Below are 26,627 nucleotides of genomic sequence, written 5' to 3'. Positions count from 1 at the left end.
TTTTGCCACCTCTCTTAAAATGGTGTATTAACGACTAATTGTTTTACCAATTGGTAGGTATTTTCATAATCTTGTAAATTCATTATAGATTGTGGAGAATGAATATATCGGCATGGAACGGATATTACCCCTGCTGGAATTCCATAAAGGGTCTTTGCGAGTCTGGCGGCGTTTGTTCCTCCTGCTGTTCGCATTTTGTATTGAAATTTAATACCTAATTTCTTTGCAGTATCTACAATTTTTTCGAAGATTTCTTTGTTGAGTACTAAACCGCTATGCATGAATGTTAAGACGGGCCCATTTCCGATATGGGTTGCCCATTTATCCGGGGTGTTTTCAGGGTTGTCACCAGCAGTTGTACCTTCTAATACGATAGCGAAATTTGGCTGTATTTTTGAAGCTGCAGTTCCTGTACCTCTCAACCCCGTTTCTTCCTGAGTAGCAAAATTGAAGTATGTATCGTAAAGAGGTTTCTCGTTGTTCTCAAAAAAATAGTCAATTATATCCATCATAATAGAACATCCAACCCTATCATCAAAGGCTTTGGCTACAGCATAGCTATTTTCCTCATAATAAGTAGTATCAAATGTAACCATATCGCCCAAATGGACCTTTTTAGATGCTTCCTCTTTGTTGGAAAATCCAGCGTAGACCTTTATACTTTCATACTGTTCAACTTTGTCGGTTTCTTTTTCTAAGTGAATGGGTGTAGAATTGACAACAGCAGATATTTTTTCTTCGATTTTTAATCTCTGACTTTTTACTACCCTTGGGTCAACTCCTCCAACGGGAGATATGCCAAAAGTACCGTCTTCATTTATTCTGGTGATCATAAAGCCAACTTCATCCATGTGTGCGTCAAGCATTAATTTTTTGGAAGAATCTTTACCTTTAATTAAACAAATTAGGTTTCCCATGTTGTCTTCGGTAATTTCATCGACCTTGTTGGCAACATTTGATTTGATGTACTCTCTTATTTTTTCTTCTCTTGAAGATATACCGGCAAGATTAGTTAAGTCTTTTAAATATTTCCTCATAAATTTCTACTTCCTTTCCAAGTTAAGCTGGTGTTTAAAGCAAAGAAAGATAATAATTTTGCGCTTTCTTCCACATCTTTTACATCTACAACCTCGTTGGGAGAATGCATGTTAAGGATTGGAACTGAAACAACACCTGTTTTTACTCCGGTAGAAGATATTTGAACTACATCCGCTTCGGTGCCACTGCCTCTAGTAAAAGTTTCTAATTGGTATTTGATATTGTTACTTTTTGCAGTTTTTGTTAGTTCTTCGAAAATACTTCTGGTAACGGTGGTACCTATACCTATAACTGGTCCTTCACCAAGCTTGATAGGCTCAAAGTTTTCTGGTAGTTTTTCGCCAAAAGTTACATCAACTACTATGGCAAAATCTGGTTTTCGGTGGTGAGCGCTACCTTGTGCTCCAACTAATCCCACTTCCTCACCTTTGTTAAAAGACAAAGTCAATTGTCCTTCAAATTTAAGATTTTGTAGGTACTCCAAAGACTTAATTAGTACCGCAGCACCTACTCTGTTGTCTAAAGATTTATTTGATATCTTTCCATTTTCAAGTTCAACAGCCTGGACTTGTATAACGCCCATATCACCAACGTTGATATTGCTTGTTCCCCCTGAAATTGAAAAATCGACGAAAAGCTCATCAAAGGAGGGAGATTTTTCTCTATCTTCCTTTTTTTGAAGGTGAGGGGCTAAAAACCCTATTACACCTATTTTTTCTGCATCTTTCGTTTTAAAAAGAACCCTTTTTCCTACCAAGGTTCTTGGATCGACTCCACCAACGGGAGAAATACGAGCGAAGTGTTCATCGATTATTTTTGATATAACTATTCCAATTTCGTCTACATGTGCGAAAAAGGCAATTTTGGGACTCTCATTTCCATAAGTTGCCACTAAATTACCTATTCCTACTTTTTCTAATTTTATATCTGGTGAGATGTTTTTTAATTCTTCTTCAATCAAAGGAAAGGTGTAATTTTCAAAAGAAGACACCCCAAAAGTATTGGATAAATTTTTTAGTAAAGTAGAAGTATCCATTCGTGACCTCCTTTTTGGTTTTAACACAGCATAAATAGTGTTTTAAAGATTAAAAAAAATTGATTTAATATCTCTTTGCTCCACTATATTTTTACAGTTCAACCGGTTCAACCAATGCTTTATTTTCTTCTATTCTTATAGAAACAGGTGACTTTGGCCATTCATAGTTGAAGAAAGGGATACCCGCTATTTCTACTAATGGTGAATTCAATTCGTAGGCTATAATGAAAGCGTTTTTTTTGTTGGTAATTCCTGCTCTTAAGGTTCCAAATACCTTTCCAAATATTATAATACTTCCACCCGCGTTGACTTCTGCGCCTTGGTTTACATTTCCAAAAACTATTATGTCTCCAGGATTTTGTATTACTTGGCCGGATCTTAAATGTTTTCTATAAATTTGGGTACTCGAAAGGGTTAACTCTTTGTTTCCTACTTTCCCTTCGGGAAGCTTTCCAAAATATGCTCCAGCAACGTTCAATTCAAGACTGTTGGCAAATTTTACGATTTTATTTAATAAATTATGCTGAGAGCCGTCTTCAAAATATACGTAAAAACTATCCCCAATGTTAAAAAAACTTTTCATCTTAACAAGTTCTTTTTGAAAATGTTCGAAAAGATCTTTTTGCGTGTTTCCCTTTGAAAAATAAAAGATTATGTCTCCGTCCATAATTTTTGCGTATACGGGTTCATCCATCTAAACCCCCCCTAATACAATTTTAAGTCACCATAAAAAATTTATGACCATATATATAATAACATAAAATATAAGAAATATTACATAAACAAAAATTATTTGACAAGTTGGTTGTAAAGAATTCATTGACCATAAAAGAAAAATATGATACAATCTAACAGTAAGCAATTTTTGCATTAACTTATATTATAACAAAAACGCTTAACGACAAAATTCTTTAAAGAATAATTTTGGAGGTGTATTTATGTTAGAAAGAGTATTAAATTTTATAAACTTTGGCCCAGCAGGCGCTACTGATGCTGCCAACACGGTCGAACAAGCACAAGCGGTCCCGGCAAGTGGTGGTGGATTAAGTGGAATGTTGTTTTTTTTAATAATCATAATCTTGATGTGGGTCTTGTTGTTCCTCCCACAAAGGCGACAAGAAAAAAAGCATAAGGAAATGCTTTCTGCTTTGAAAAAAGGTGATAAAATTGTTACATCATCGGGAATCATAGGAAAGATAATATCTATAACTAACGAGAGAATCAGAATTTCAACGGCAGACAAAACAGAAATCGATATAACAAAGAATGCCATTGCAGGGGTTCTTTCTAAAAGTGATAAACCCGAAGCAACGCCAGAAGAAACTGAAACTGAAACTGAAACTGAAACTGAAGATGATAAATAGTTCTTTAACATTGATTTTGTTCAGGGGGTGAAATAGTTGAGAAATCGAAGAATAAGGATACTATTTACTGTAATAGTTTTTGTTTTTGCACTATTAGGATTAATTCTACCTTTATCGGGTAATGTGAATGATATAAGCATACTACGGTTTTTCCCAAATATTAATTTAGGCCTGGATATTCAAGGTGGGGTGCTTTTAGAATATAGCTTTGATGTACCTGAAGGTGTCAATACTTCTGAGGTTGTAGATAATGTAATCACAGTTCTAAGGAGAAGAATGGACAATGCTGGTTACACAGAGGCGATAGTTTCCGAAGTTGTTTCCGGTGGAGAAAGCAGAGTTCGGGTTGAGATTCCAGGTATATCAGATACTCAAAGGGCTGAAGAACTTATAGGTAGCAAGGGGAAACTTTACTTTGCAGAAGTATTGGAAGTTGTGGAATCTACAACAACTCCAGAAATTACAAGAAATAGAACTATACAAATAAATGGTGAAGAAATAGAAATGTATAGTTACGTTAAGGATAGTAATAACCCTAACCTTTGGTATAGGGTAAAAAATGTTTTCGAATTTGGAGATGCTCCATTTCAGATTACCGGTTTAGATGTCACTGATGCCGTAGCTTCTCTAAACAGTCAAGGAGCAGGATTCGTAGTTAATTTGAATTTTAGTAATGAAGGAAGACAAAAATTTGAATTAGCAACCGCGAATTTAGTGAATGAAAGAATTGCGATTATTTTAGATGACGAGGTTATAATTGCACCTGTTGTTAGAGAAAGGATTTCACAAGGAAGAGCCGAAATCAGCGGAATAGAAAGTATGGAAGAAGCACAAAACATTGCTGTTTTGATAAAATCTGGGAATTTACCTGTAGATTTGGTTAAATATCAAGAAAGGACACTTGGTCCTACTTTGGGAAGAGATATTGTAACTACGATTATAAACGCTGGAATCATTGGGCTTATAATAGTAATGATTTACATGATTATATTTTATAGATGGATGGGAGTAATTGCTGATATTGCGCTAATATATAATACATTTTTGTTAATGGGAATTTTAAGTTGGACAGGAGCGATATTAACTCTACCAGGTATTGCTGGTATAATTTTAACTTTTGGTACCACAGTAGATGGAAATATTATTATATACGAAAGAATAAAAGAGGAACTTAGAATAGGAAGGCCCCCTTTAACCGCAGTAAAGTTTGGATTTAATAAAGTTTTTTCAACTATTTTTGATGCCAATATAACAACTATTTTAGCAGGATTAGTTTTATTCTTTGTAACAAGTGGAAGTATTAGAGGCTTTGCGGTCACACTCATAATAGGTGTTTTAGGTGCTATGTTTACTAACTTGGTGGTTAGTAGGTTGCTATTAGAAAGTACTTCCCACTTTTTGAAGCCTGAAAAGTATGTGAAAGGAATTGTTGTGGAAAAAGGGGGGACTAAATAATGCCAAATATAGATTTTGTTGGTAAGAGGAGTTTTTTCATTTATTTATCAATTGCTTTGATACTTTTTTCTGTAATAGTGATTTTTGTAAAAGGATTCAATTTAGGTGTTGATTTTTCTGGTGGTAGTGAAATCATCGTGTCTTTTGATAAAAGTTATACAATTGATGAATTGAGAAACGGTTTACAAACGATAAATCAAGAGTATGCTACCGCTAAGATCATTCAAACTAACCCAGGTGGAGGAGCTTCTGATCAATTCTTTTACATAATTACCGTAAGAGATTCTTTCCCTACGTTGGAAGAAAAACAAATGTTCATAAATAGTTTAGAAGAATCTTTTTCTGATTCGAGCTTAAATATTGAACAATTCAACGATGTTTCAGGTTATGCTGCTAGGGAAATTCGATCGTATGCTTGGTATGCTGTAATTATTTCTCTGATAGTTTTGCTAGCTTATATAACCATCAGGTTTCAATTTTCCTACGGTGTGGGAGCGATTTTAGCTTTAGCTCATGACGTTATAATCACCTTAGGATTTTATTCCCTCTTTGGTATAGAAATGAACTTAACCGCAATAGCCGCATTTCTTACTTTAGCAGGTTATTCCCTAAACGATACTATCGTTGTTTATGATAGAATAAGGGAAAACAGATCTAAAAATCGTGGGATGGATATAGAAAGTATAACAAATAAAAGCATTAACGAAGTTATTGTAAGGTCATTGAACACTTCCTTGACAACATTCCTAGTTGTTTTTATGATGTTCCTTTTGGGAGGTAGGTCAATAGCTTCATTTGCTTTCGGATTAACTGTGGGAGTTATAATTGGGACTTATTCTTCGTTATATATTGCGAGTCCAATTGTCATAGGTATGGTAAAAAGACGTAAGAAAACACAAAAAGCTTAATTAATAAGATAATAAAATTAAAAAGCCCTCATCTTTGAGGGCTTTTTTAAAACACGACAAATGCTTTTTTAATATATCCCTCTTTGTCAATATATTCTACTTTATAAGTATCTCCTAAGACTCCTTTTAATTTTAGGATGTCTCCACGAGTTGCAATCGCTATTATTTCTCCTTCCTCGTTTGTAATTTCTGCTTGATTAGTGAATACTTGAAGATATATATTCTCAAACTTCAAATGAACGTATTTTGTGGATTTATTTCCATCGTTGTCATAAGCAGATATTTCAAGCATATTTGATGTAAGTTTTTCAGGATTTATTTCTAAAGATAGATAGTAAGATTGGCTGTTAACTAAAAAAGTTTGACCTAATATTTCAACTTTTGTAATTAGATTATTATCAAAAACGCTGAGAAGCAAAGAGTTGTTTTTATCTGATATCAAAAATTCTGACGGTACATTTATAACAGGACCCTCTAAGATAGGAATGCTTATAAATTCTTTCCTTTCGAAGGTTACAGCTTCGAAAAGGCTTATAGGATTATTTTTGTAGAAAAATTTGCTTTCTTCTTGTTCAGGGATATTAGTGGTATACTCCCCATTTTTTCTATAGGAAACAGAATAGCCTTTTTCAAAAATAATACTTTGCAAAGGTATATTGTTTTGCTGAAGATCTATAAGGCTCAATAAATTTCCTTTACTCAAGGCATACAAATACCTTTCATCATTACTCCAAGTTAAATCAACAATTTCACCATTCGAAATATTCATAGTTGATTCTAAGTTTCCATTTTTACTGTTCCATATATAGACATTTCCATCAGTTGTTCCAGTGGCTACGTAATTATCATCAGGGCTCCATTCAATTGCCTTTATTGGAGCTGTAATAATCTCAAATCTCTTATAGAATTGATTAAATCTTCCATCCCACAGTCGTAAAGCCCCTTCAAATCCTCCCATAGAAAGAAAATTTGAATTACTAGCCCAATCCAGTGACCAAATAATGTAGGGGAATTCTTCGATGTAAATTGTATTTTCAAAGTCGGGAAAAACTGATATGCTTACTTTTTTATCTAAGCTTGCCACTGCTATCTTAGTTTCGTTGTAATTAATAGAAATATCTTTTATCCAATTGCTATGAAGATTTTCAACTTCCTTATAAACGCTCAAATCAGGTAGGGTAACTACATAAACATTATTTTCCCATCCCCCTGCAATTAAAAACTTTTCCGAAGGGGAAATCTCCAAAGTGGTTAATTTAAAATCACTTATCTTCTTATTTTCTATTAATATACCCTCAGGGTCGTAAAGCGACAGGTATCCAGAATTTTCTGAAAGTATCAAATATCCATTTTTTGTTATTTCAAAGTCAACTACTTCTTCAGAAAAAGAAAAATGAGTCTCAACTACTCCTGAATCAATATTAAAAATACCTATTTCACTGTTGGAAGTTAAGTAATAAATAAGATTATTATTTCTTGTAATTTTTAGAACATCGGGTTTTTTTAATTCCAATAATTTTTCAATTGATTTTGAATAGACATTTAAAGAGTATAGACTAACTCCATCGTTTAGGTAAAGTGTATCGCTTTTGTCATGACTCCATTCAAGAGATTTTATATTAAAATTATCAAGCTTTAGTTCTTGGAGTATTTTTAAAGTTGAAGAATCAAAAAGGATGATCTGATTATTCGTAGTCAAAACAGTAAAATTTTCATTCGATGGTGAAAATGCGACCTCTTTAATTGTTAAACCTAATGAAAAAGAATTTATTATCTTCAAGTCTTTATCCAATACATAAATATTTCCATTCATTGAAAAAGCAAGTGTATTATCATTTACCATCGCTAATTTAATTATTGAATAATTATCAATTTTGATGGATCTTACTTCTTTATTGTTTAAATAATCAATCAAATAAATATTACCTAAATGGTCTGCTACCAATATTGTACCCTCATCGTAAAATTCTGCAACCGTTGGTATAGTTGAAAACCTCCGTTGAAATTCTACCCTTCTTTTGGTAATATTGTATACGTAGACCGTTTTATCTAAGGAAGTAAATACTATTTTATCTCTAAAACTGGATAAAGAGGAAATAGATTCGTCGGTTACGTTTATTTTGTAATTAAGAAGAGAGGTATCGTTGTTAAACACTTCTATTGTTCCATTACTTTCTGCGATTATAGTATATTTATTGTCGAGGATCCATTCTACATGTGTCGGTATAGAAGAAGCTGAGTAATAACGATTAATGCACTTTTCCTTCAAATCATAAGTTTTAAGGTAATTATTCTCCACAATTGTGGAAATATCGCCGGTGTTTTTATTTACAAAAAAATCAATGATGTTGGTATGTTCAAAGTTATTTACTATTAAATTGGAGAAGATGTTTACACTGAAAACAGTTAAGAAAAAAATTAAGAAGAATTTTCTCAACGCACTCAACTCTCTCTCAAAGATTTTTGATTCTCTACTAACTATTATATTATATAATAAAATGATCTTAAAAGGAATCCCAGAATAAAAACTAAAGGCTTTAGAAATTTAACAGCGCTGAAATAACTTTTGCTGTTCAATGCAAAAAACTTTTTGCTGATCTGTGCAAAATGGTCTTTTTCGTAGTGCTTTTGAATAACTTTCCTAATCTCATTTGCTTTCCAAATGATGTGTCGAATTTGGGGATCTTAAGGGGTTTACCCCTTAACGTTTGGCGAAGGGGGCGCTATATATAAAGTTTTAGGTTAAGACCAAAAGGAGGCTTTAAATTTGAGTGAAAAAGTAAAGGTAATTAAGGTAATAAAAGAAGGAGATAACTATTTTGCAACTATAGAGAATAACCCTTTTTATCCTGATGGAAAAGGGGGGCAACTTGGAGATAGGGGTAAAATTGATACTGTTGACGTTTTAAATACCACAGAAACAGGCGTTGTATTAAGCAAACATTTAAACCCCGGTGAATATTTTTATGAAATAGACGAAAAAAGAAGATACGATATAGCTCAGCAACATACTGCACAACATATATTATCAGCCGCTTTTGAAAGAATAGCTTCGTTAAAAACCCTTAGTTTCAAGATGGGTGAAGAATATTCTACTATAGATTTGGATGAACAAAATATTGGAGAAGAAACGTTAAACAAAGCAGAAGAACTTTCAAACGATATAATTTCTAAATGTATCAAGGTGGAAGAAATATTTACGGATAAAGAAGGGGCTCAGAAATACAATTTGAGGAAACCTCTAAGTGATAAAGTGAGTGGTCAAGTGAGGCTGATAAAAATCGATGATTTTGACATATCTGCTTGTGGTGGTTTTCATGTAAAAAATACAGGTAAAATCAACCTTTTAAAGATAACAAATACAGAAAGAGTAAAAGGGAATTTAACGAGGGTGTATTTTTTAGCAGGACTTAGAGCCATTAAAGATTATTCACAAAAAGATTCAATTTTAAAAAATATTTCTTCCATATTAACGTCTGGATTGTATGATTTGGAAAGCAAAGTAGAAAGTTTATTAAATGAAAATAAAGATTATAAGAATCGTATAAAAAAGTTAGCAGAAAAAAATGCATATTATCTCGCAAGAGATTTAATCGAAAAGCCTGTGGTTGTGAACAATACTAAAGTAGTTTACCATAAAAAAGAGGACGAAACAGCGGATTTCTTACACAAATACGTGGATTTAAAAGATTATACACTCATTATTGAAGATGAAAAGAACAAAACCTTTTCTATTTTCTCTAACAATATTAACTGTAAAGAGCTTATAGAAAAATTAAAAATGAATAACAACATTAAAGGCGGTGGAAGTGAAGTAAGAGGCAACATAAGCGGAGACATAAAATTCGAAGACATTCTCAAAATATTAGAAAAATAGCCCAATCATGGGCTATTTTTCAGAAATAAATTTTCTAATTCTTAGATTCAAATATTTTCACGTAAAAATTTTCTATATTTTGTTCGTTTGTATTGTTTTGAAGTAAAACTATATTTGTATATGGATCATAATTTTTACCAGGTTCATATACTTTGGAATTTGGATCCATGTCCAATAATTTTTCAATTTCATCTTTTGATAAATAAACAGTTTTTGGAAGAATATCGATATCTTTTCCCAATCCATCTTCAATAAATTTATCAAGACTAATCTCTTCATTTTTTTCATAAGAGACATATTTTAGGATATCTATAAATATCTCAGCTGGATACCCACCTGTAATTGCTCCAAAAGGATTTTGTTGTTCGTCAAAGAATACAAAGGTTGGTGTATATCTTGCACCAAAGGCATAAAACAACTGGCCATAATTATATTCTTCTCCTTGAAATGTGGCTTTTTCAGTGGTAGGAAAGATTTCAACAAAAACAAATTCTGTGCGTAGCCATTTTTGAATCTCTTCATCCAACAGTGTTGTTTCTTTGAATTGAGTACACGCTGGGCATGTAGGTGATGAAAACATGACTACTACTTTTTTGTTTGTTAATTCGGCAACTTCGAAAGCTTCATTGAAATTTTCAAAAACAAATTCCTCTAATGGGACAGAAAATATTGTAATTACTGATAAAATAAATAACGATACAACGAAAAATTTTTTCATAAGGCACACCTCCGTTTTATATTACACTTATATTGTTAAAAAGCCCAAAGGAAACCATAGTACCCACTACCATAAGCAAAATACCACCAATAATTCTCAGAGATTTTTGCCATTTTGGTTCTCCTAAGGTTACTTTAGATAATATTTTACTGACAATGCCACTAAAGAATAAAAACGGGATGGAAATACCCAGAGAATAAACAAAAAGTAAAAGAGCGCCTCTCATTGCTTCTCCAGTAGTCGTTGCTAAGGTAAGAATCGAAGCCAAAATTGGGCTTGCACACGGGATCCATACTAAAGAAATTAAAATCCCAATTAAAAAGGCGGAGAAAAAGGAATTATTTTTATTGTATTTTCTTAGGTCTATATTCTTTGCAGAAATCAAACTTTTATTCATCAAAAACAGAAATCCAAATAATATTATTAAAACACCAGCAACTATGTTAATAACGCTTTGATACATTGCAAGCATCATACCAATACTACCAGAAATACTGCCTAACAAGGCAAAAAAGAGAGAAAGGCCAAGAAAAAAACCCAAACTCCTTTTGATGACCAAAGGGGTGTTTGAGATATCAGGGATCACCAATGCAAAAAAAACGGGTATTAAAGGGAAAACACATGGGCTAAAAAATGATAATAACCCACCAGAAAACGCAGTTAAAAAACTAACAGAATTTGTTATGGCAAGAGAATTCATAGTGTTGGCTCCTTTGCTAAAATTATTAAAAGTTAGCCATACCCTACTAAGGTATTTTAATTATATCACATTAGATGGAATTTTAGCAACAAAGATGAGGATAAGGATTTCTTGAGGAAGTAGTAATGTTATTTACTCAAGGAAAGCAATAGGTGATTAGATGAAAAAACTAAAAGAAAGTTCTCGGACATATTGCAAAAAACAAATATAAGATGAGCGTTGATGAAGAAAAGATATTAAAAAATTGGGAATTTCTCTTTTTAAAGAAGTATCAATAAAATTTTTAGGCAGGAAGTAGATGATAGATTTAGTAACTTCCTGCCTAAAAAAGTTCATTCCTTTATCCAATCGAAAACTTCTTTTTTTGAAATAGTTGCCAAAGCTATGTAGTTATCCGCTCCACCATAGTAAACATAGTATTGATCAACATATTCAACCAATGCATCTGAGAATACAACGTTTGGAACTCCTCCGAAAATCTCCCAGTTTTCCTGAGGTTCCAAAATGGGTTCTTCTGTTCTTTTTAAGACCTTTGTTGGATCTTTTAAATCTAAGAGCATAAAGCCCAACCTGTAGATAGGCCTGATATCTTCTTGAACGCCATGATACAAAAACAGCCAACCATAAGGAGTTTTTAAAGGTGGGCCACCTGCTCCGATCTTTAAGTTATCCCAATAATCTTTCCTTGGTGAAGCAATTTTTACATAATTGCCCCAATGTATTAAATCATCAGAATATGCAAACCAAATATCTGGTTCCAACCTATGAATTAAAATATATTTTCCATTAACCTTTTCTGGGAACAAGGCAGCATCTTTATTAGGACTTTCGGGCAAAATACTTCCATATCTTTCCCACGTGAAGAAATTCTCTGTGGAGGCTAAGGATATTTTAACATTTTTCGGAGAATAAGCTGTGTAACACATATAATATTTTCCATCTATATGCGTTATTCTTGGGTCTTCGACACCGTATAGTTCCGATAAATCTGAGGGTTCAAATACAGGTTTTTCCATTCTATTAAAGTGTAGACCATCTACACTTACAGCATAACCAATCCGAGAAACCATATCTTCTCCTTGGGCGCGGTACAACATATGGAAGACTTTGCCGTCATAAACTACTGCAGGATTAAAAACAAACCTAGATTCCCACAAATGCATTGGATTTGGACCAAACAATGGGTTTGACAAATGCCTTTTCAACTTCAAATTCAATATATATCCCTTCCTTATAACTACAGTTTTTTAATTGTGATTATTTCAAAGACATTGAAATTCCTTGCAAAAATGCCTTTCTGAAGATTATGAAAATGAGCACCATTGGTAAAGTTTGAATCACCGAACCTGCCATTACTGGTCCAATATACGCACCGTACTCGTGATTAAAGCTTGCAAGTAAGACAGAAAGAGGCATTTTATAATAATCCTGAATAACTATGAGTGGCCACATGAAATTATCCCATACTCCGATAAATGTGAATAGCCCAACAATGGCCATAACGGAATTGTTTAAAGGTAACATAATTCTAAAAATGATGAATAGATCAGAGGCTCCATCCATTTTTGCTGCTTCGATGTAGTCGTTTGGTGTCCCTCTAAAGCTTTGAGTCATCATAAAAATGCCCCAACCGCTCATAATAAAAGGAACGATTAAAGCTGCCAGCGAATTTAACAGATGCATGTTTCTCATTAGAATGTATAAAGGTATGGTAAACATGAATCCAGGGAACACCATTTGGAAAATAATAAAATTAAATATCCCCTCTCTTGCCTTAAATCTATACTTTGATAAGGCAAAAGAAATGATGGCTGATGTTATTATAACACATACTGTAACGGTGATAGACACAAATAAACTTATGAAAAATGCCCTTATAAACGGTCTATTCATCCTTTCGGCGCTTTCTAGTATAAATCTAAAATGCTCTAAAGTGAACCTCGTTGGTAGAAATCTGGTATAGATTTCAGCAGAGGGTTTTACCGATGCCAAGAACAGCCAGGCATAAGGGTACAACCAGATTAGTGATAAAAAGAACATCACTATGTGAAGAATTACATTTCCAGCCTTTGTTTTTTTAGTTATCATACTAAATCAACTTCTCTCTCCATAGTTTTTCTTACTACCCAAATCATTGCAAAGCTTATCATAGCTACAAACACTGCCATTGTTGCAGCGTAAGTTGGGTCCATTCTTTGGAATGCTGTAGTAATCATATGCATCATCGGGGTTAAAGTACTTCTCATTGGACCACCCCCAGTTATCATATAAGGTTCTGTGAATATTCCAAAAGCCAAAGTAATAGCCAAAACCAAGACCATTATTATAGAAGGATTTAATAGTGGCAATGTAATTCTAAAAAACTTTGTAAGACTTCCTGCACCGTCCAACTCTGCTGCTTCATATAAAGATTTTGGTATAGCGGTTAAGCCGGCATATAGTATTAAGCCATAATAGCCAATGAATTTCCAAATAACAATCAACGCAATGGAAAACATCGCCCATTGTGGGCTTGTAAACCAAGGAATAGTGATACCAAAAAGACTATTTAGCGCTTTATTTACTGGTCCATTGACAGAAAAAAGGTTTGAAAACATAATTGAATAAGCAACTCCTGATGAAACATTGGCTACCAAAAAAGAAAGGGCTATAAAGGTTTTTCCATATTTTATTTTGTTCAGGGCAATGGCAAAGAGTAAAGCTCCTATTAACACAAGAGGAATATAGTACATCATAAAACGAAAAACATTGATTACTGTTTTCCAAAAAAGAGGGTCGGTTAAGACCCTCGTAATATTGCGAAAGCCAACGAATTGAGGTGACCCCACAAACCTCCATTTAGAAAAAAGAAGTATAAATAACCATACAAAAGGATAACCCCAAAATATTGCCGCATAAATTAAATATATTGAAGAAATACCAAAGCCTTTCCTTGCTTCTTTTTTTGCTAACCCTATTTTTTTACTCATTGTTTTAACCTTCCCTTACCAGAGGATTCTGTTTATAGCCTTAATTGCATCATCCAAAGCTTCTTGAACATCTTTGGTGCCATGCATTAAAGGTTCAATCAATTCAACAGTCATGATATCTTGTACGTCAACAGTTGTTGTAATTGGTGCGGGAGGAACAGCATAAGGGACATATTTGGCATATTCAGCTGCTAAAGGATTTGTCTCCCAAAAATCAGCAAATATTTCATTAGTTAATAAGTCTTCTCTTGCTGGTGGCATTTTGGTATATTCTAACCATTTCGAATCGAAATCTTCTCTCGAGAATACCCATTTAACAAATTCCCAAGCTTCTTCCAAGTTTTTTGTAGTATTAAAAATTACAAGCCCTTTTGCATCAGCAAAAGTATAAATCGGTTGATCACTTGGATAATTGTCAGGAACTGGTGGCGGTGTAATAACAATATCATCAACGACGTCTGGATACTGATTCTCGGCATAAGCGATGCTCCAAGGACCCATCAATGTTCCAGCAATAGCTCCGTTATAAAATGGATCAGAACCTAAGTCTACAGCAGTCCATTGGTTATCAAACATTGTTTTGATAAACTGAGCTACTTCTTGACCAACTTCGTCGTTGAATGTTGCTCTCATCCTATCAGTATCTATATATGATTTTCCTTGACCTGCTGCATAGTAATACGTAATAAAGTCAAACCATCTATCCCACCAATTTCTTCCTGCAATTACTTGGATGGAATATCGTTCCATGGGTACCACAAAGTTTTTAGAAAATTCGTAGATCTCTGAGTACGTTCTTGGGGGATTATCAAAGCCGGCATCTTTCAATAAAGAATCTCTCCACCACATCAGAACAGGGTTTGAATAAATAGGTATAACATATGCATTACCGTTTATTTCCCAGCCTTCTATGATACTTCCCATCTTTCTTGTTTCAACAAGTTCATCGAAACCTTCTAATTCATTTAAAGCTACTAATTGTCCTATATCCGCTAACTGTGCAGCAAATCCTGAAAAAATATTGGTGGAGATATCTGGGGCTCTTCCCGAAGCTATAGCTGTTAGTATAGCTTCTTCTGAGCTTCCTGCTGCAGGAATGGTAGACCACTCGATATCGATTTCAGGATGTAAAGTTTCATATTCAGCAACGACTTCCTTCCAAAACATTTCTTGTTGTGGATTAGGCGCGGTCCAAAAAACGAGTTTTGTCTGGGAAAAGGCAAAAACCGTCAACAATAACACAATAAAAACCACTGTTAACTTTTTCATACTGATCATACCTCCTTTGAATTATGTTACTACCCGATAATAATTTATAATTTTTTAAAATAAGTCATTTTATTTCTTATATTGCTTGATCACTATTCCTAATTCTTAGCTCTTATCGTACTATCCCTTTCGATAAAGGTGGTGAATAACGAGATCATTGCTGGATGAGGATTCTTTTCATTGATCAAATCTATTAGTCTATTTAAAGCGATATTCCCCATCTCAAACTTGAAAACTTTTACCGTTGACAGTTTAGGTTCAGAAACTGAAGAAGAGATAATATCGTCAAATCCAATTAGTTGAATATCTTTTGGGACATGAATTTTTTTCTTTTTTAAAAAATTTAAAATTATTAAAGCTATAACATCATTTGAAGCAAAAATTACATCAGGTTTTTTGGATAAAGATAAATTTAATGCATATAATATACCTTCTGGAGTTTCGTCACACTCAAATGTTTGAGGCAGCAATCCAAATTCAGTCATCGCTGCCGTGTATCCTTCAAATCTATTTCTAAATCCCCAATATGTAAGTGGACCGTGAATATGTACAATCTTTTTATATCCTCGTGAGATCATTTGTTTTATTGTATAATAGGCGCCATCAAAGCCGTTTGAGATTACGGAATCAACTTTTAAAGCAGGAATGTAATTATCTACAAGTACCTTTGGTAAATATGAATTTTCGACTAACTTAGGTAGACGGTCTCCTCCCATTATAAGCAAGCCATCTAAACCTTCCAGTAATTTTCTGTTTCCATTATCAAAGGTTTCCAATTTTATTTGGATGTTGTTTTCTTTTGCTAAACTTTCTATTCCTGCTAAAACAGTTGTGTAGAACTCTCTTATACCAAATGAATCATTCTCCTTGAGAATTTTGTCTATCCTTTTACTAATGACTAAACCAATGTTATAAAAACTTTTTTTGTTGGCTAAATTTCGAGCGATTCTCGAAGGTTTATAATCTAATTCTTCGATAGCTCGCAAAACTTTTTCTTTAGTTTTTTTTGAAACATTGTCTTTTGAATTCAAACTCTTGATACTGAGGCTATCGATACACCAGCTAATTTTGCAACATCATCTATCTTTGACATTTAGTAATACCTCCATATTGTAAGCGCTTACAAAAAAATTATAACAGCATCCTAAAAGAAAGTCAAACCTGGTTATAACCAAATAAGGCCAATTAAAGGTAATTATTCTCAATTATTTGAAAAAATCTCCATTTTTCTAATAAATCGGGTTTGAGGAAATGTATTTAGAAAATCAAAAAATAAGAAAATAGGAGATTTTGACTGCTAAAGGTCTATAATTGCTTTTAATTACATTTAAACAGTTATAATCGACTTTGCATAGATTCTTTTTAGATGCTATAATTATTAAGGAGATTGTAAGCGTTTACATAAAGATAAGACAGAAAGTCTGTTTAGTTTGGAGTATCCCAATAAATATATTTATGAAAGAGGAAAGGAGGAGGAACAAAAGTGAAAAAAGCGAGGATCTTTGTAACTTTAGTAACGGTTCTTCTTGTTACATTCACCCTTTTTGCAGAGGAAAAGGTGTTAAAAGTTTCTACCGAGCAAATGACAAACCTTGAGGTTCCATTTGTGGTGAGTTTTTCTGAGTTGTTGGATTTTGTTGGATATGATTTCGATGCGAACTGGAATTCTATCAGAATAAAAGATTCGAAAGGGAACGATCTTCCCTATCAGATTGTGGATGTAGATCAAAACGGAAGAATTTCTTCTTCAGATTTTCTCCAATTTGTATTTAAGAATGAAGCCAATATCGTTGTCTCGGATGATTGGGATTTAGACTTACTACAATTCGAACCAGCTTTCACAATCGAGGAAAAAGACGGGGAATACAATGTAATAAACAAAAATTTTATGGTCAAGGTAAATAACCACGGATTAGCAAATTTTACTAAATATGGAAATGTTGAAGGAATCTTGTACAATGAACTCGGGACAGCAAGAATTGCAGGCTGGTCAGGTAGCACATACTATGTAGACGGGAAATTAGGCAAACACGTTGAAACAACATCTATGGGATTAACCGTGAAGGATTTAAAAGTTTTTGATCCAGGACCTGTCGCTGTAACTGTTCAGGCTGTACTTTCCTATGAAGATCTTCCTGGTCTCACACAAAATTTAACCACACATATTTTTAAAACTGGTGATGTGTTAGTGGAAAATGAATTTTCATTCTCCAATTACGTGGACATAATGAAATTACAAGTTATGGCTACAGCACCTTTAACAACCGTTGATGATAGTTCTTTGCATATCACTCCTATATTTAGAAGAATGATTTGGTCAGAGCAATTAGGAGTAACTCCATATGAATATTGGAAGGAAAGAGATGCAGTAAAAATAGTTGATGGAAATGCTTATGTTGTTTTTCCAGCAATCGATTCAATGAAGCCTTTATGGTGGGGAGCAACCTATGCCTTTGTTTCTATGGAAGATTGGAGGGCTAATTTTTCTGAGAAATATAGTTTGATAGCTGCCGAAATATTACCCGAGACAGCCGTTGTTTATTCTGACCTTAAAAAATTTGTTTATAATGATTTTTGGTTTTACGAAAGTAGAGAATTTAGAGATGGAATTTTTAGATGGATCCCAGGAGAATTGAATAATTATGAAGCTACAAAAGGCACCTTTGAAGGAACTAATGAAGCTGATTGGATGATGAAATTCAAAGCCGGAGACAAAGTTACTTATACGAGATATTTCTCAATCTATTCCGCAAAGGACACTGTAGAAGCTATAAAATTGCTTGAAGGAAGAACACACGAGATACAAAACTTAAAACTTATTATTCAGTAAACCTTTTATTTCTGCAGCATTTATAAATGCTGCAGAAATATTTGTTAGCACAAAGTTTATAGGGAGGAACAATTATGAATCGGAGGAAATTCTTCATGTTTTCTTTTCTTTTTTTATCTGTAATTTCCTTTGGTGTGAAGGAGATGAATCTTAATCATCTTGAATTCTTAAGGGACGAATTCATAATAGAAGGCGAGACAAAAATTGGTTATTGGATATATGCCGAAAAATTTGGAGATACATACATTCACACAGAGGCAAAAGGCGAAGGAGTAACTTGTGTAGATGATGTAGCTAGGGTTGCAGTTTTGTACACAGAACTTTATAAACTTTATCACAACGAATTTTACCTTCAAAGAGCAAAAGAAGCTTTAGATTTTGTGATGGCACTTCAAGATTCTGATGGGGATTTCTACAACTTTATTTTTGATAATGGGAGTATTAATAAGCAAGGGGTAACGAGTAGAAAATCAGCAAATTGGTGGGCGGCTAGAGGATTTTGGGCTATCTCAAACGCACTAGAAATCTTTAATGAGGATCAGGATTTCCAAAAGAAATTAGACAATTCTGCCAAATTAGCTTATAGTTTTTTATCAAAGAGCTTGGATGAGGATTATTTTTTAAATAAAAATTCGGATGTTTCTTCCGTTTTCCTTTTAGGGGTTATTGAATATTACAAATATACGGGGTATGAAAGTGCAAAAGAATTGGCTATGAAAATTGGAGATTCAATTCTTAATACACAGATAAAAGAAGGACTATTGAAGGGCGCGTTCAACGAAGGAACGGATTACCAATTATGGCATAGTTGGGGTAGTAGACAAGGAGAATCTCTGATTGAATTGTACAAGGTAACAGGAAATACTAAATATTTAGATTCAGCAATCTTTCTAGCGGATGAATTCTATCCAATATTGCTTTCTCTAGGTCCTGTTTATGAAATAGGAAAGTATATAAAAATGTATCCTCAAATTGCTTATGCAGTTGAACCAATAATTTCAACTTTGGTTGAATTGTATCCAGTTACCCATGAAGAAAAATACGCCTACATGGCTGTATTGGTTGGAGGTTTTTTTGAAAGGAACAACCATTTATCTGTTCCTATGTACGGACCCAATGGTGAGGGTTATGATTCTTTACACTCGATATATATAAACAGCAATGCTGGTGCTGAGTCGACAATATCTGCTTTGCTAAGTTTAGTTAGATTAAATACCTTACCTTCCCAGGTTCAACCATTAACTTCATCTAAGATAGTTGGTGGACGAGAAACTCTATTGTTTGAAGCTGAGAAAATGGATACGGGCATTTATTATTTTGAATTGGACAATGCCAATAACATTCGGATTAAAACTGAGGAAAGCATAAGGATCAGACAGAAAATTGACAACTTTTATTCTGGGGAATATGAAGTTTACTTATCCGGGTCTTTTGATTCTAAAACCTACGTTAAAGCTTCTTCTGGAGATAATTCAATAGATAAAAACTTAGATCCAAATGATGGCATCATGTACATTGGAAACTTAAATATGGAGGAAAATCAAATTACTTTGTACTTAAAACCTGTAAGTGGTTTTATTCACATTGATCAAGTTATTTTGAAACCAATTGATCCCATTTTTATATTTGACTTTGACCAATCTTATTATGAATTCTCAAAGGGTAAAATTGAAAAAACAACTTATGAAACAAAAACAGAAGAAAGTTTATATACTCAAACCGCGCAAGTTGAAGGTGTTTTTATTGACAATAGCTTTTTATTGACTATAGAAGAGCTATTTAACAACGACGGTATAGTAAGTTTTTCCGACAGAAAATCCGGCAATTTTGATAATTACGATGGAATAATAGGGGCAAAATACCCATCAGAGGAGCTTATAAAATATTTAACGAATAATGTGTTCTTTTATGAAAAGGAAGATGTTTATTTTAAATTTAAAATTGATGGAAAAGACAACCTAATACTAACTTCTCAAGTTATAAATCTAAAAGATATAGAAAAAATATCTGATTACATGTACATTGTAGGAGCGAGCGACCATGGAAATTATACAGGTAAAGTAATGATCCTTTACCAAGATGGATCAACTCAAGAAGTGAACATTGCCTTTTCCGATTGGTGCCAGACTCCAATTTATGGTGAAACTGTTCTTTTGGAATTTGGTTATAGATACGATAGCTTAGGAATAACAGAAAATATAAATCCGAAAATGTACTTGTTGAAGATTCCTTTAAAATCTACGCCTGTGCAATCTATCTTTTTGCCTCAAATTCCAACGATGCATATCTTCGCCATATCTTTAAAGTGAATTCGATTTAAGAGCCCACTTATACTTTTTGAAAATAGAAAGATGAAACTCATTAATGAATAATCGATTCTTATTCAAAAAAAGACTTGGGAGTATCCCAAGTCTTTTCTAAAGGATCATATCTTTTTTGATGACACTTCCATCAATGTCGTATATTTCGAAATGGATCTTTTTTATTTTTAAGATATTTGTTGGATCGTATGTTTTCACATCTATTTTGAAATCATTACCTACTTTTGTTATATCTATCTTTAAATTACCAAACTCACCTTTTGTAAAGTTGTAAGTGGTTCCATCGTCATCATAATAATTGTAAATAGCGTGATCGCTTACCAAACCAATAACTGTTAGTTCTGTAATTTCTTTTTCACCAACATAATTCATAGGTTCGGAAAGAAGTATTAAGTTATTTTCTTTTATGAAGAGAGGAATTTCGTTTAAATCTGCCTCAATGTAATAATCTCCTGGCTCATAAACTTTCATATTTCTTTCTTCGTATTTAGAAGCCGTCCAATTTAACCAATTCACTTCCGGCAAGTGTACATATCTTCCCTTTTTGTTTTGTTCGTGAACCGGTGCCACCATCAAAGAATCTCCGTACATGTATTGATCTTCTATATCTTTCACCCTATCCCCTTCAAATACAAAAGATAACGGTTTTACAAATGGAACCGATTCTTTCACGGAGTTCATATATTCTGAGTAAGTATACGGTAGAAAAGCGTATCTGAGCCTTACTATATCCCTCATGATGTTCAATGATTCTTCATCGAACTGCCAAGGTTCTTGAGGCCTTGTATTTAGTGCAGTATGGTTTCGATAAAAAGGTGTGAACGCACCTAACTCCATCCATCTTATGACTAATTCGGCAGATGAATCTGCTCCAAAGCCACCAACATCAGCTCCCGTATAGAAAAATCCCATCATGTTTAAAGATTGCAGCATTCTTATATTAACAAGCATATGTTCCCACCAAGATTTATTATCTCCCATCCATATTGAAGCCATCCTGTGAAGACCAGGATAACTGCTTCTTGACAGTAGCAAGTATCTTTCATTCGGTAATAACTCTTTAAGCTCATCCGCAGTTGCTTTTGTCATGTTGAATCCGTATAAGTTATGAACCGTATCGTGATTTATTAAACTACCGTTGTCTAGTTTGTGGTAAAAACTTATATAATCTTCTCTGTTACTGGCTATGTTCAAAAGTGTTTCTCTTGCCAAGAAAACTTCTATACCAGCATTTTCCTTATTTTCCTCTAAATATTTTAACATTTCCAAAAGATTGTCTAAACCTTTAGGAGTATAAAATATTGAAGGTTCGTTCATATCGTTCCAAAAGCCTTTTATTCCCATATCTGTAAAGAGTTTATACTTCTTACCCCACCATCTTCTAACTTCTGAGTTCAAAAAGTTTGGAAAGTGCGTGGGCCCTGGCCAGACAGCTGCAACAAAGTTATTACCGTTTTCATCCACGCAGAAAAAGCCTTTTTCCTTACCTTCTTCGTACATTTCATAATCCTTTTCTATTTTTACTCCAGGGTCTATAATCGGTATAATTCTTATTCCCATTTCTTTTAGGTCTTTTACCATCCCTTCGTAGTTAGGAAATTTTTCTTTGTTTATGGTGAAAACCTTGTAACTATCCATGTAATCTATATCGGTGTAAATGACATCACAGGGTATTCCAGTTTCTCTGAATTTTTTTGCTACATTTCTAACTTCCTCTTCAGAGAAGTAACTCCACTTTGATTGCTGAAACCCAAAGGCCCATTTTGGAGGGATATAAGGTTTCCCAGTTAAATCAAAGTATTCCTTTATTATGGATAGCTTTTCATCAGAATCAAAGATATACAAATCAAAATCTTTTGAAGGGAGGGTTATCTGTAAAATATTTTTATCTGTGAATCCTATGTCAAAGATTATTTCGGAAGGATAATCAATGAACAATCCGAAAGTACTTTTTCCATCCAAGATCATAAAAGGATGAGAACCGTATAAAGACATCTTATCAGGGGTGTGTTCGGGATCATCCGTGTTGTAGAATCTATAAATTTTACCTCTTTTGTTCAATGCCCCTAGAGTTTCTCCTAATCCATATACAACATCTTCTTTTGACATCTTGTATATGAAATTTACTTTGTTATCTTTTTCTTCAACTTGAAAATATGGGATGGCATCGTTCTGTTGGAAATCTTTGCTTTCTAAGTCAACGATCACCGCCCCGGTTTTAAAAGGTGTGCCGCTTCTGTACAAAGTAGTGTATTGCGTTAACTGCGTCTTTGCGAACATAGATAAATCCTCCTCCAGCCAAAAAAATATGTAGTTTTTAAAAACTTTAAGACTTGATAGATAGTATTCCTACATCCTGTAGGCTTCCCTGAGGAGTTAAAGAATATTTATCTTTTCGCTCTACACTTGCTCAGGGAGAAGATGAAGTTGTAATAGTATTTCTTTTAGAATTTTTTATATTATACTATAAAAAGTATTAATGATATAAATAGAGCCATTTGATTGACAAAACTCTATCTTTGTTTTCATTTGTCTTTTCTTTAGGATAACCTATTTGAAGTTCTTGGACATTGAAATCTTTTTTTTATTTTTGAGATTTCCTTCTCATATTTTTTAATAAATAAGTTTTCATCTTTGAAATCTTTTGGATCATCGATTATCAATAAAGAATTTATCTCTTGGTTCCAATGAGGAACACCCAAAACTCCAGAGTTATTAACACTTAAAGGGATTACAGAATATTTCTTTAAAAAGATTGAGTGGAAATGCTCACCATCAAACCCGTAAGTTGAAATTTCATTTCTATGCCATTCTCCATTCCATAAATCTAACCATTCACCCTCGGGTAGTTTAAGTTGGTTTTGTTCATTTTCAAAGATTGATGGGTAAACTAAAATGTCTCTACCGAAATAATATGCTAATTTTTGACCCTTAAGATTGGGATTGATTAAAGAAATTGGAATAGTTAAAGGTAAATTATTTTGGACGCAAAATCTAGCTTCTTGTACAATATAAGGTGAAAGGTTCATTCTTAAAGAAGCACAAAATCTGTAAAAATTCATTATTTTGTAATCTTTATAATATTCGGAAATATTCCAAGGGGATCTTTCAGCACTAGGGACCGGGTTTCCAGAATCTTCGGAATGAAATTGAAAGATAGGGGTAAAAACAGCTAACTCACAAGATCTTTTATATAGATCGGGCTCTGGGAGATCACCACTAAAACCTGCAATATCCCATCCCCAAAATGGATTACCCGAAATCGATACATTTAATCCAGCTATAATGTTTGCCTCTAATGCTTCGTATTCTGAGTCTTCGTCGCCTACCCAAAATAAAGTACTCTTTGGGGAATGGATATATCCAGAACGACTAAATAAAATCTTGTCTTTATCTAAAAGTGATTTTAAGGATTGAAAATATTTTTCTGGATACAAGTTCCGAGCTTGAGAGTTTGTTTGAGGGATTTCGGTGACAGTTATATCCCTTCCCCATAAATGTTCCCCTCCATCTGTTTTGAAACCTGAAACACCCAATTCTTCTATTAAATATCTTCTTTTTTCTGCCCACCACGATGCAGCCTTTTTATTAAAAAAATTGACAACATAACTTCTTTCAAACCATCTACCTTCAGGGATTCCATATAAACTTCCGTCTGTTTTTTTTTATTAAAAAATCCATTTTAGATGCATAGATTAGATCGTTTTTGTGTTGCTTTTCAAACTCTTTATAGTATTTTATTACGGGAATTTGCCATAAAATTAATTTTATACCCATTTCATTGAGTTCTTTTATCAGTTTTTTAGGATCAGGCCATGGATCTTTGAAATGGAAATCATCTAAACAAAAATTTTCTCCTCCACTTTTTTCTTGATATTCAGCTCCATTGAAAATGTAAAAAGTTTCTTCATCAGACCATGCTTCTATAACAAGAACCGTCGCAGGGACATTATACTCTTTTACTTTCTTTAATACTTTTTCTATTTTTTTCTGGCTATTCCACTCATTTGCAGACATCCACGGTCCAAACACCCAAATGGGGGGTAGTTGGGGTTGAGAAATTTTATATATTTCTGGAATTATATCCATTGGAGTAGATCTGTTCCAAATGTAGGTTTCAATTTTTTCAGTTAAAGGATAACCTAAAGTGTCTACTTCTATTTCTATATATTTTTTTGAAAAGTTCCATTTTGTTCGAAACCCAGTGTTAAGAAAAATGCCAATACCTTTGTCAGAAAAGATAAATGGGACTGGAGCATAACCTCTTTCTTTTTGTACCTTGTATTGATCAAAAACGTGAACATGACGAACCCCATTTTGTATCTCTATTTCATCGTAATGCTCTCCTAACCCATAAAACTTCTCATTCTCATCTCTTTTAAAAAATATTTTTGTATTATAAGTATTAATCCCATCGGTTAAAGTTTGAATTTTATAAATTTTGCTTTCTTCTCCCGTTCCTTTGATGTTAAGTATTTTTTCTATAGATCCTTCTTTCCATTGTTTTACAGTATAGCTATACCATTGAGTAACTATAGAATTTTTAGTACTTCTTCCAAACCTTATTCTATATTTCACTTTCTCCCCCAATTTTGCAGGAGGTATATACCCTTCCCATAAGGCATGATTATCAACATTATTTTGAAATTGAGTCCTACACTTATAAGAGTTTTCATTAATTTTGTATTCTATCCATGCTCTTTGCCCTACCAATGGAGGTGTAGAAAAATTTATTTTAACTGATTCCTCAGCAAGAGGATCCCTGGGGTCCCTTTCAACCCCAGGGAAACTAATATAAGGATCGTCTACCCCGTAAGGTAAGTGATAAATTTTCATAAACTATCTCTCCTCACATATGTTTAGGTTATTTTTTTAATGTGATTGTTCTCTCAAGTTCAGCTTGAGCGTCGTCAAGTGCTTGTTTTGGTGATTTAACCCCATAACGTGCTGCTTCTAAATGCTTATCTACTATGTCAGCTATTTTCTGAAATTCTTCCAATTTGGGAGGAGTAACTAGGTAATTCAAGGAATCAAAAACCGCGTCTTTATTTTTTGGAGGAAAGTCACTTTTGTATAATTCAATAATGTCAGGATATAAAGCTACAGGTAATTCCCAATTGACTTTTACTCTACTTTCTGCTACTTCCTTGCTTGTAGAAAGGAAACTGAGCCATTTAAAAGCAGCTTCTGGGTTATTGGTATCTTTACTTATCACAAGGCCATTAGAAAAGAAATGTGTTGCTTTTTTCTTGTTGCCAGGTTCAACAGTTATATCCCAATCAAAGTCAACGTTTTCTTTGAAAGTTGGAAAAGCCCAGGATCCTGTAATTATCATACCTAACCTTCCTGACATGAATAAATCCCAATCTCCAATTCCTGCCAATTGGGCATCAGTAGGCATGACGTTGTATTTTAAAACTCTATCTACCATATATTGTAATGTTTCAATATTTTCAGGGGTATTGAAGGTAAAACGTGTTCCATCTTGATTTAAAAAACTACCGTTGTTTTGTTGAACCATTTTGTATAGTTCATTAAACGTAATAGGTTGATATATTCCAAAAATCATGGGATCTAAATCTCTTATTTTTTGTGCTGCATTTAACACATCTTCCCATTTCCAACTATCTGTAGGATAAGAAACACCCGCTCTATCGAAAAGATCTTTGTTGTAAATTAGAACAACCGTTGAAAAACTATACGGGAAACCGTACTGGACACCGTTACTTTGAAAGGCCTCTAAAGCGTTGCTGTTTATTATACTTGTATTTACTTTTGCATTGTTTATCAGTGGATCTAAGTTGTATAGAATGCCTTTTGAGGAATAGGTGGTAAAGTTCTCATAGTTAAGCTCATAAACGTCAGGGGCATTGCCACCAGCGATAACAGTTGCTAACTTTGTAAAATAGTCCCCATATCCTACTGTTTCTATCTCTACTTTTATATCAGGGTTTTGTTTTTCGAAAATTTTTTTCCATTCTTCAAGATACTTTTCATTGCCACCTGAAGACGAAAAATTCATGAATTTAATAGTGGTTACACTAAATACATTTACACCTATTAGAACAATAGCAAACACAACAAACCATAAGTAAACTTTTTTCATTTTAATTCCTCCTCGTATAATATGTATGAAACTTGT

General features: G+C 33.5%; 22 protein-coding genes. 7 read left to right on the top strand and 15 right to left on the bottom strand.

The features are described 5' to 3' along the window. Positions 1–14 precede the first annotated feature (14 nt). From NAAC61_RS01335 to NAAC61_RS01325, 3 genes are all read right to left on the bottom strand, one after another. On the bottom strand, positions 15–1,037 hold the full coding sequence (locus NAAC61_RS01335) for a M42 family metallopeptidase (protein WP_012208940.1): 1,023 nt from the start codon (positions 1,035–1,037) through the stop codon (positions 15–17). Continuing rightward, positions 1,034–2,074, bottom strand: coding sequence for a M28 family peptidase (locus NAAC61_RS01330; RefSeq protein WP_012208939.1), 1,041 nt, complete (start codon positions 2,072–2,074; stop codon positions 1,034–1,036). The genes NAAC61_RS01335 and NAAC61_RS01330 overlap by 4 nt, the downstream gene beginning before the upstream one ends. Before the next feature lie 91 nt (positions 2,075–2,165). Continuing rightward, positions 2,166–2,768, bottom strand: a complete 603-nt coding sequence (locus NAAC61_RS01325; protein WP_012208938.1) for a septum site-determining protein MinC — start codon at positions 2,766–2,768, stop codon at positions 2,166–2,168. Positions 2,769–3,012: 244 nt separating this feature from the next. On the opposite strand from NAAC61_RS01325, the gene yajC reads away from it, so the two are divergent. The 3 genes from yajC to secF are packed head-to-tail and all read left to right on the top strand — an operon-like array spanning position 3,013 to position 5,801. Continuing rightward, positions 3,013–3,438: a preprotein translocase subunit YajC gene (gene yajC / locus NAAC61_RS01320; protein WP_012208937.1), complete on the top strand. Its 426-nt coding sequence runs from the start codon at positions 3,013–3,015 to the stop codon at positions 3,436–3,438. Between the two features lie 36 nt (positions 3,439–3,474). Beyond that, positions 3,475–4,893: a protein translocase subunit SecD gene (gene secD / locus NAAC61_RS01315; protein ID WP_012208936.1), complete on the top strand. Its 1,419-nt coding sequence runs from the start codon at positions 3,475–3,477 to the stop codon at positions 4,891–4,893. After that, positions 4,893–5,801 (top strand): protein translocase subunit SecF, encoded by a 909-nt coding sequence (gene secF, locus NAAC61_RS01310; RefSeq protein WP_012208935.1) that lies wholly within the window; start codon positions 4,893–4,895, stop codon positions 5,799–5,801. Before secD ends, secF begins: the two co-directional genes overlap by 1 nt. Positions 5,802–5,847: 46 nt before the next feature. On the opposite strand, the gene NAAC61_RS01305 is transcribed toward secF, so the two are convergent. Further along, positions 5,848–8,238 (bottom strand): WD40 repeat domain-containing protein, encoded by a 2,391-nt coding sequence (locus tag NAAC61_RS01305; RefSeq protein ID WP_202695005.1) that lies wholly within the window; start codon positions 8,236–8,238, stop codon positions 5,848–5,850. Between the two features lie 330 nt (positions 8,239–8,568). Here NAAC61_RS01305 and NAAC61_RS01300 point away from each other — a divergent pair, with 330 nt between their 5' ends. Beyond that, positions 8,569–9,678 carry an alanyl-tRNA editing protein gene (locus tag NAAC61_RS01300; RefSeq protein WP_202695004.1) on the top strand — a complete coding sequence of 370 codons (1,110 nt, stop codon included), beginning with the start codon at positions 8,569–8,571 and terminating at the stop codon, positions 9,676–9,678. Positions 9,679–9,712: 34 nt separating this feature from the next. Here the strand turns inward: NAAC61_RS01300 and NAAC61_RS01295 are convergent, their stop codons facing one another. Together NAAC61_RS01295 and NAAC61_RS01290 are read right to left on the bottom strand one after the other, a co-directional pair. Then, positions 9,713–10,396, bottom strand: a complete 684-nt coding sequence (locus NAAC61_RS01295) for a thioredoxin family protein (protein WP_202695003.1) — start codon at positions 10,394–10,396, stop codon at positions 9,713–9,715. A gap of 16 nt (positions 10,397–10,412) precedes the next feature. Then, positions 10,413–11,003, bottom strand: coding sequence for a cytochrome c biogenesis CcdA family protein (locus tag NAAC61_RS01290; RefSeq protein ID WP_337919678.1), 591 nt, complete (start codon positions 11,001–11,003; stop codon positions 10,413–10,415). Between NAAC61_RS01290 and NAAC61_RS11165 the strand changes: the two genes are divergently transcribed. Then, a complete protein-coding gene (locus tag NAAC61_RS11165) occupies positions 10,960–11,211 on the top strand; it encodes a hypothetical protein (RefSeq protein ID WP_337919681.1) in 252 nt (83 codons plus the stop codon). The genes NAAC61_RS01290 and NAAC61_RS11165 overlap by 44 nt on opposite strands. A gap of 217 nt (positions 11,212–11,428) precedes the next feature. Here NAAC61_RS11165 and NAAC61_RS01285 read toward each other — a convergent pair whose 3' ends face one another. The 5 genes from NAAC61_RS01285 to NAAC61_RS01265 all read right to left on the bottom strand — a co-directional run bounded on the left by NAAC61_RS01285 (position 11,429) and on the right by NAAC61_RS01265 (position 16,365). Continuing rightward, the gene (locus tag NAAC61_RS01285; protein WP_202695001.1) at positions 11,429–12,313 is read right to left on the bottom strand and encodes a glycoside hydrolase family 130 protein; all 885 of its coding nucleotides are present in this window, start codon (positions 12,311–12,313) and stop codon (positions 11,429–11,431) included. 40 nt (positions 12,314–12,353) lie between these two features. After that, positions 12,354–13,184, bottom strand: coding sequence for a carbohydrate ABC transporter permease (locus tag NAAC61_RS01280; RefSeq protein WP_202695000.1), 831 nt, complete (start codon positions 13,182–13,184; stop codon positions 12,354–12,356). Further along, complete coding sequence (locus NAAC61_RS01275; RefSeq protein WP_202694999.1) at positions 13,181–14,065, bottom strand: carbohydrate ABC transporter permease; 885 nt, start codon at positions 14,063–14,065, stop codon at positions 13,181–13,183. Before NAAC61_RS01275 ends, NAAC61_RS01280 begins: the two co-directional genes overlap by 4 nt. Before the next feature lie 15 nt (positions 14,066–14,080). After that, positions 14,081–15,334, bottom strand: a complete 1,254-nt coding sequence (locus NAAC61_RS01270; protein ID WP_202694998.1) for an extracellular solute-binding protein — start codon at positions 15,332–15,334, stop codon at positions 14,081–14,083. 98 nt (positions 15,335–15,432) lie between these two features. Continuing rightward, positions 15,433–16,365, bottom strand: coding sequence for a LacI family DNA-binding transcriptional regulator (locus NAAC61_RS01265; RefSeq protein ID WP_202694997.1), 933 nt, complete (start codon positions 16,363–16,365; stop codon positions 15,433–15,435). 452 nt (positions 16,366–16,817) lie between these two features. Between NAAC61_RS01265 and NAAC61_RS01255 the strand changes: the two genes are divergently transcribed. Beyond that, on the top strand, positions 16,818–18,164 hold the full coding sequence (locus tag NAAC61_RS01255) for a hypothetical protein (protein ID WP_103078105.1): 1,347 nt from the start codon (positions 16,818–16,820) through the stop codon (positions 18,162–18,164). Between the two features lie 95 nt (positions 18,165–18,259). Next, positions 18,260–20,473, top strand: a complete 2,214-nt coding sequence (locus NAAC61_RS01250) for a hypothetical protein (RefSeq protein ID WP_202694996.1) — start codon at positions 18,260–18,262, stop codon at positions 20,471–20,473. Between the two features lie 108 nt (positions 20,474–20,581). Here the strand turns inward: NAAC61_RS01250 and NAAC61_RS01245 are convergent, their stop codons facing one another. The 4 genes from NAAC61_RS01245 to NAAC61_RS01230 all read right to left on the bottom strand — a co-directional run bounded on the left by NAAC61_RS01245 (position 20,582) and on the right by NAAC61_RS01230 (position 26,591). Beyond that, positions 20,582–22,765 carry a TIM-barrel domain-containing protein gene (locus NAAC61_RS01245; RefSeq protein ID WP_202694995.1) on the bottom strand — a complete coding sequence of 728 codons (2,184 nt, stop codon included), beginning with the start codon at positions 22,763–22,765 and terminating at the stop codon, positions 20,582–20,584. Between the two features lie 260 nt (positions 22,766–23,025). After that, positions 23,026–24,123 (bottom strand): TIM-barrel domain-containing protein, encoded by a 1,098-nt coding sequence (locus tag NAAC61_RS10965; RefSeq protein ID WP_202695032.1) that lies wholly within the window; start codon positions 24,121–24,123, stop codon positions 23,026–23,028. Continuing rightward, entirely contained in the window at positions 24,116–25,321 is a 1,206-nt protein-coding gene (locus NAAC61_RS10960; RefSeq protein ID WP_202694994.1) for a TIM-barrel domain-containing protein, read from the bottom strand. The genes NAAC61_RS10965 and NAAC61_RS10960 overlap by 8 nt, the downstream gene beginning before the upstream one ends. A gap of 28 nt (positions 25,322–25,349) precedes the next feature. Then, a complete protein-coding gene (locus NAAC61_RS01230; protein WP_202694993.1) occupies positions 25,350–26,591 on the bottom strand; it encodes an ABC transporter substrate-binding protein in 1,242 nt (413 codons plus the stop codon). Positions 26,592–26,627: the final 36 nt, after the last annotated feature.

The organism is Petrotoga sp. 8T1HF07.NaAc.6.1, assembly GCF_016772115.1.
Taxonomy (GTDB): domain Bacteria; phylum Thermotogota; class Thermotogae; order Petrotogales; family Petrotogaceae; genus Petrotoga; species Petrotoga mobilis.
Note: the sequence above shows the minus strand (reverse complement) of the source record. Positions and strands in the feature narration are given on the sequence as shown.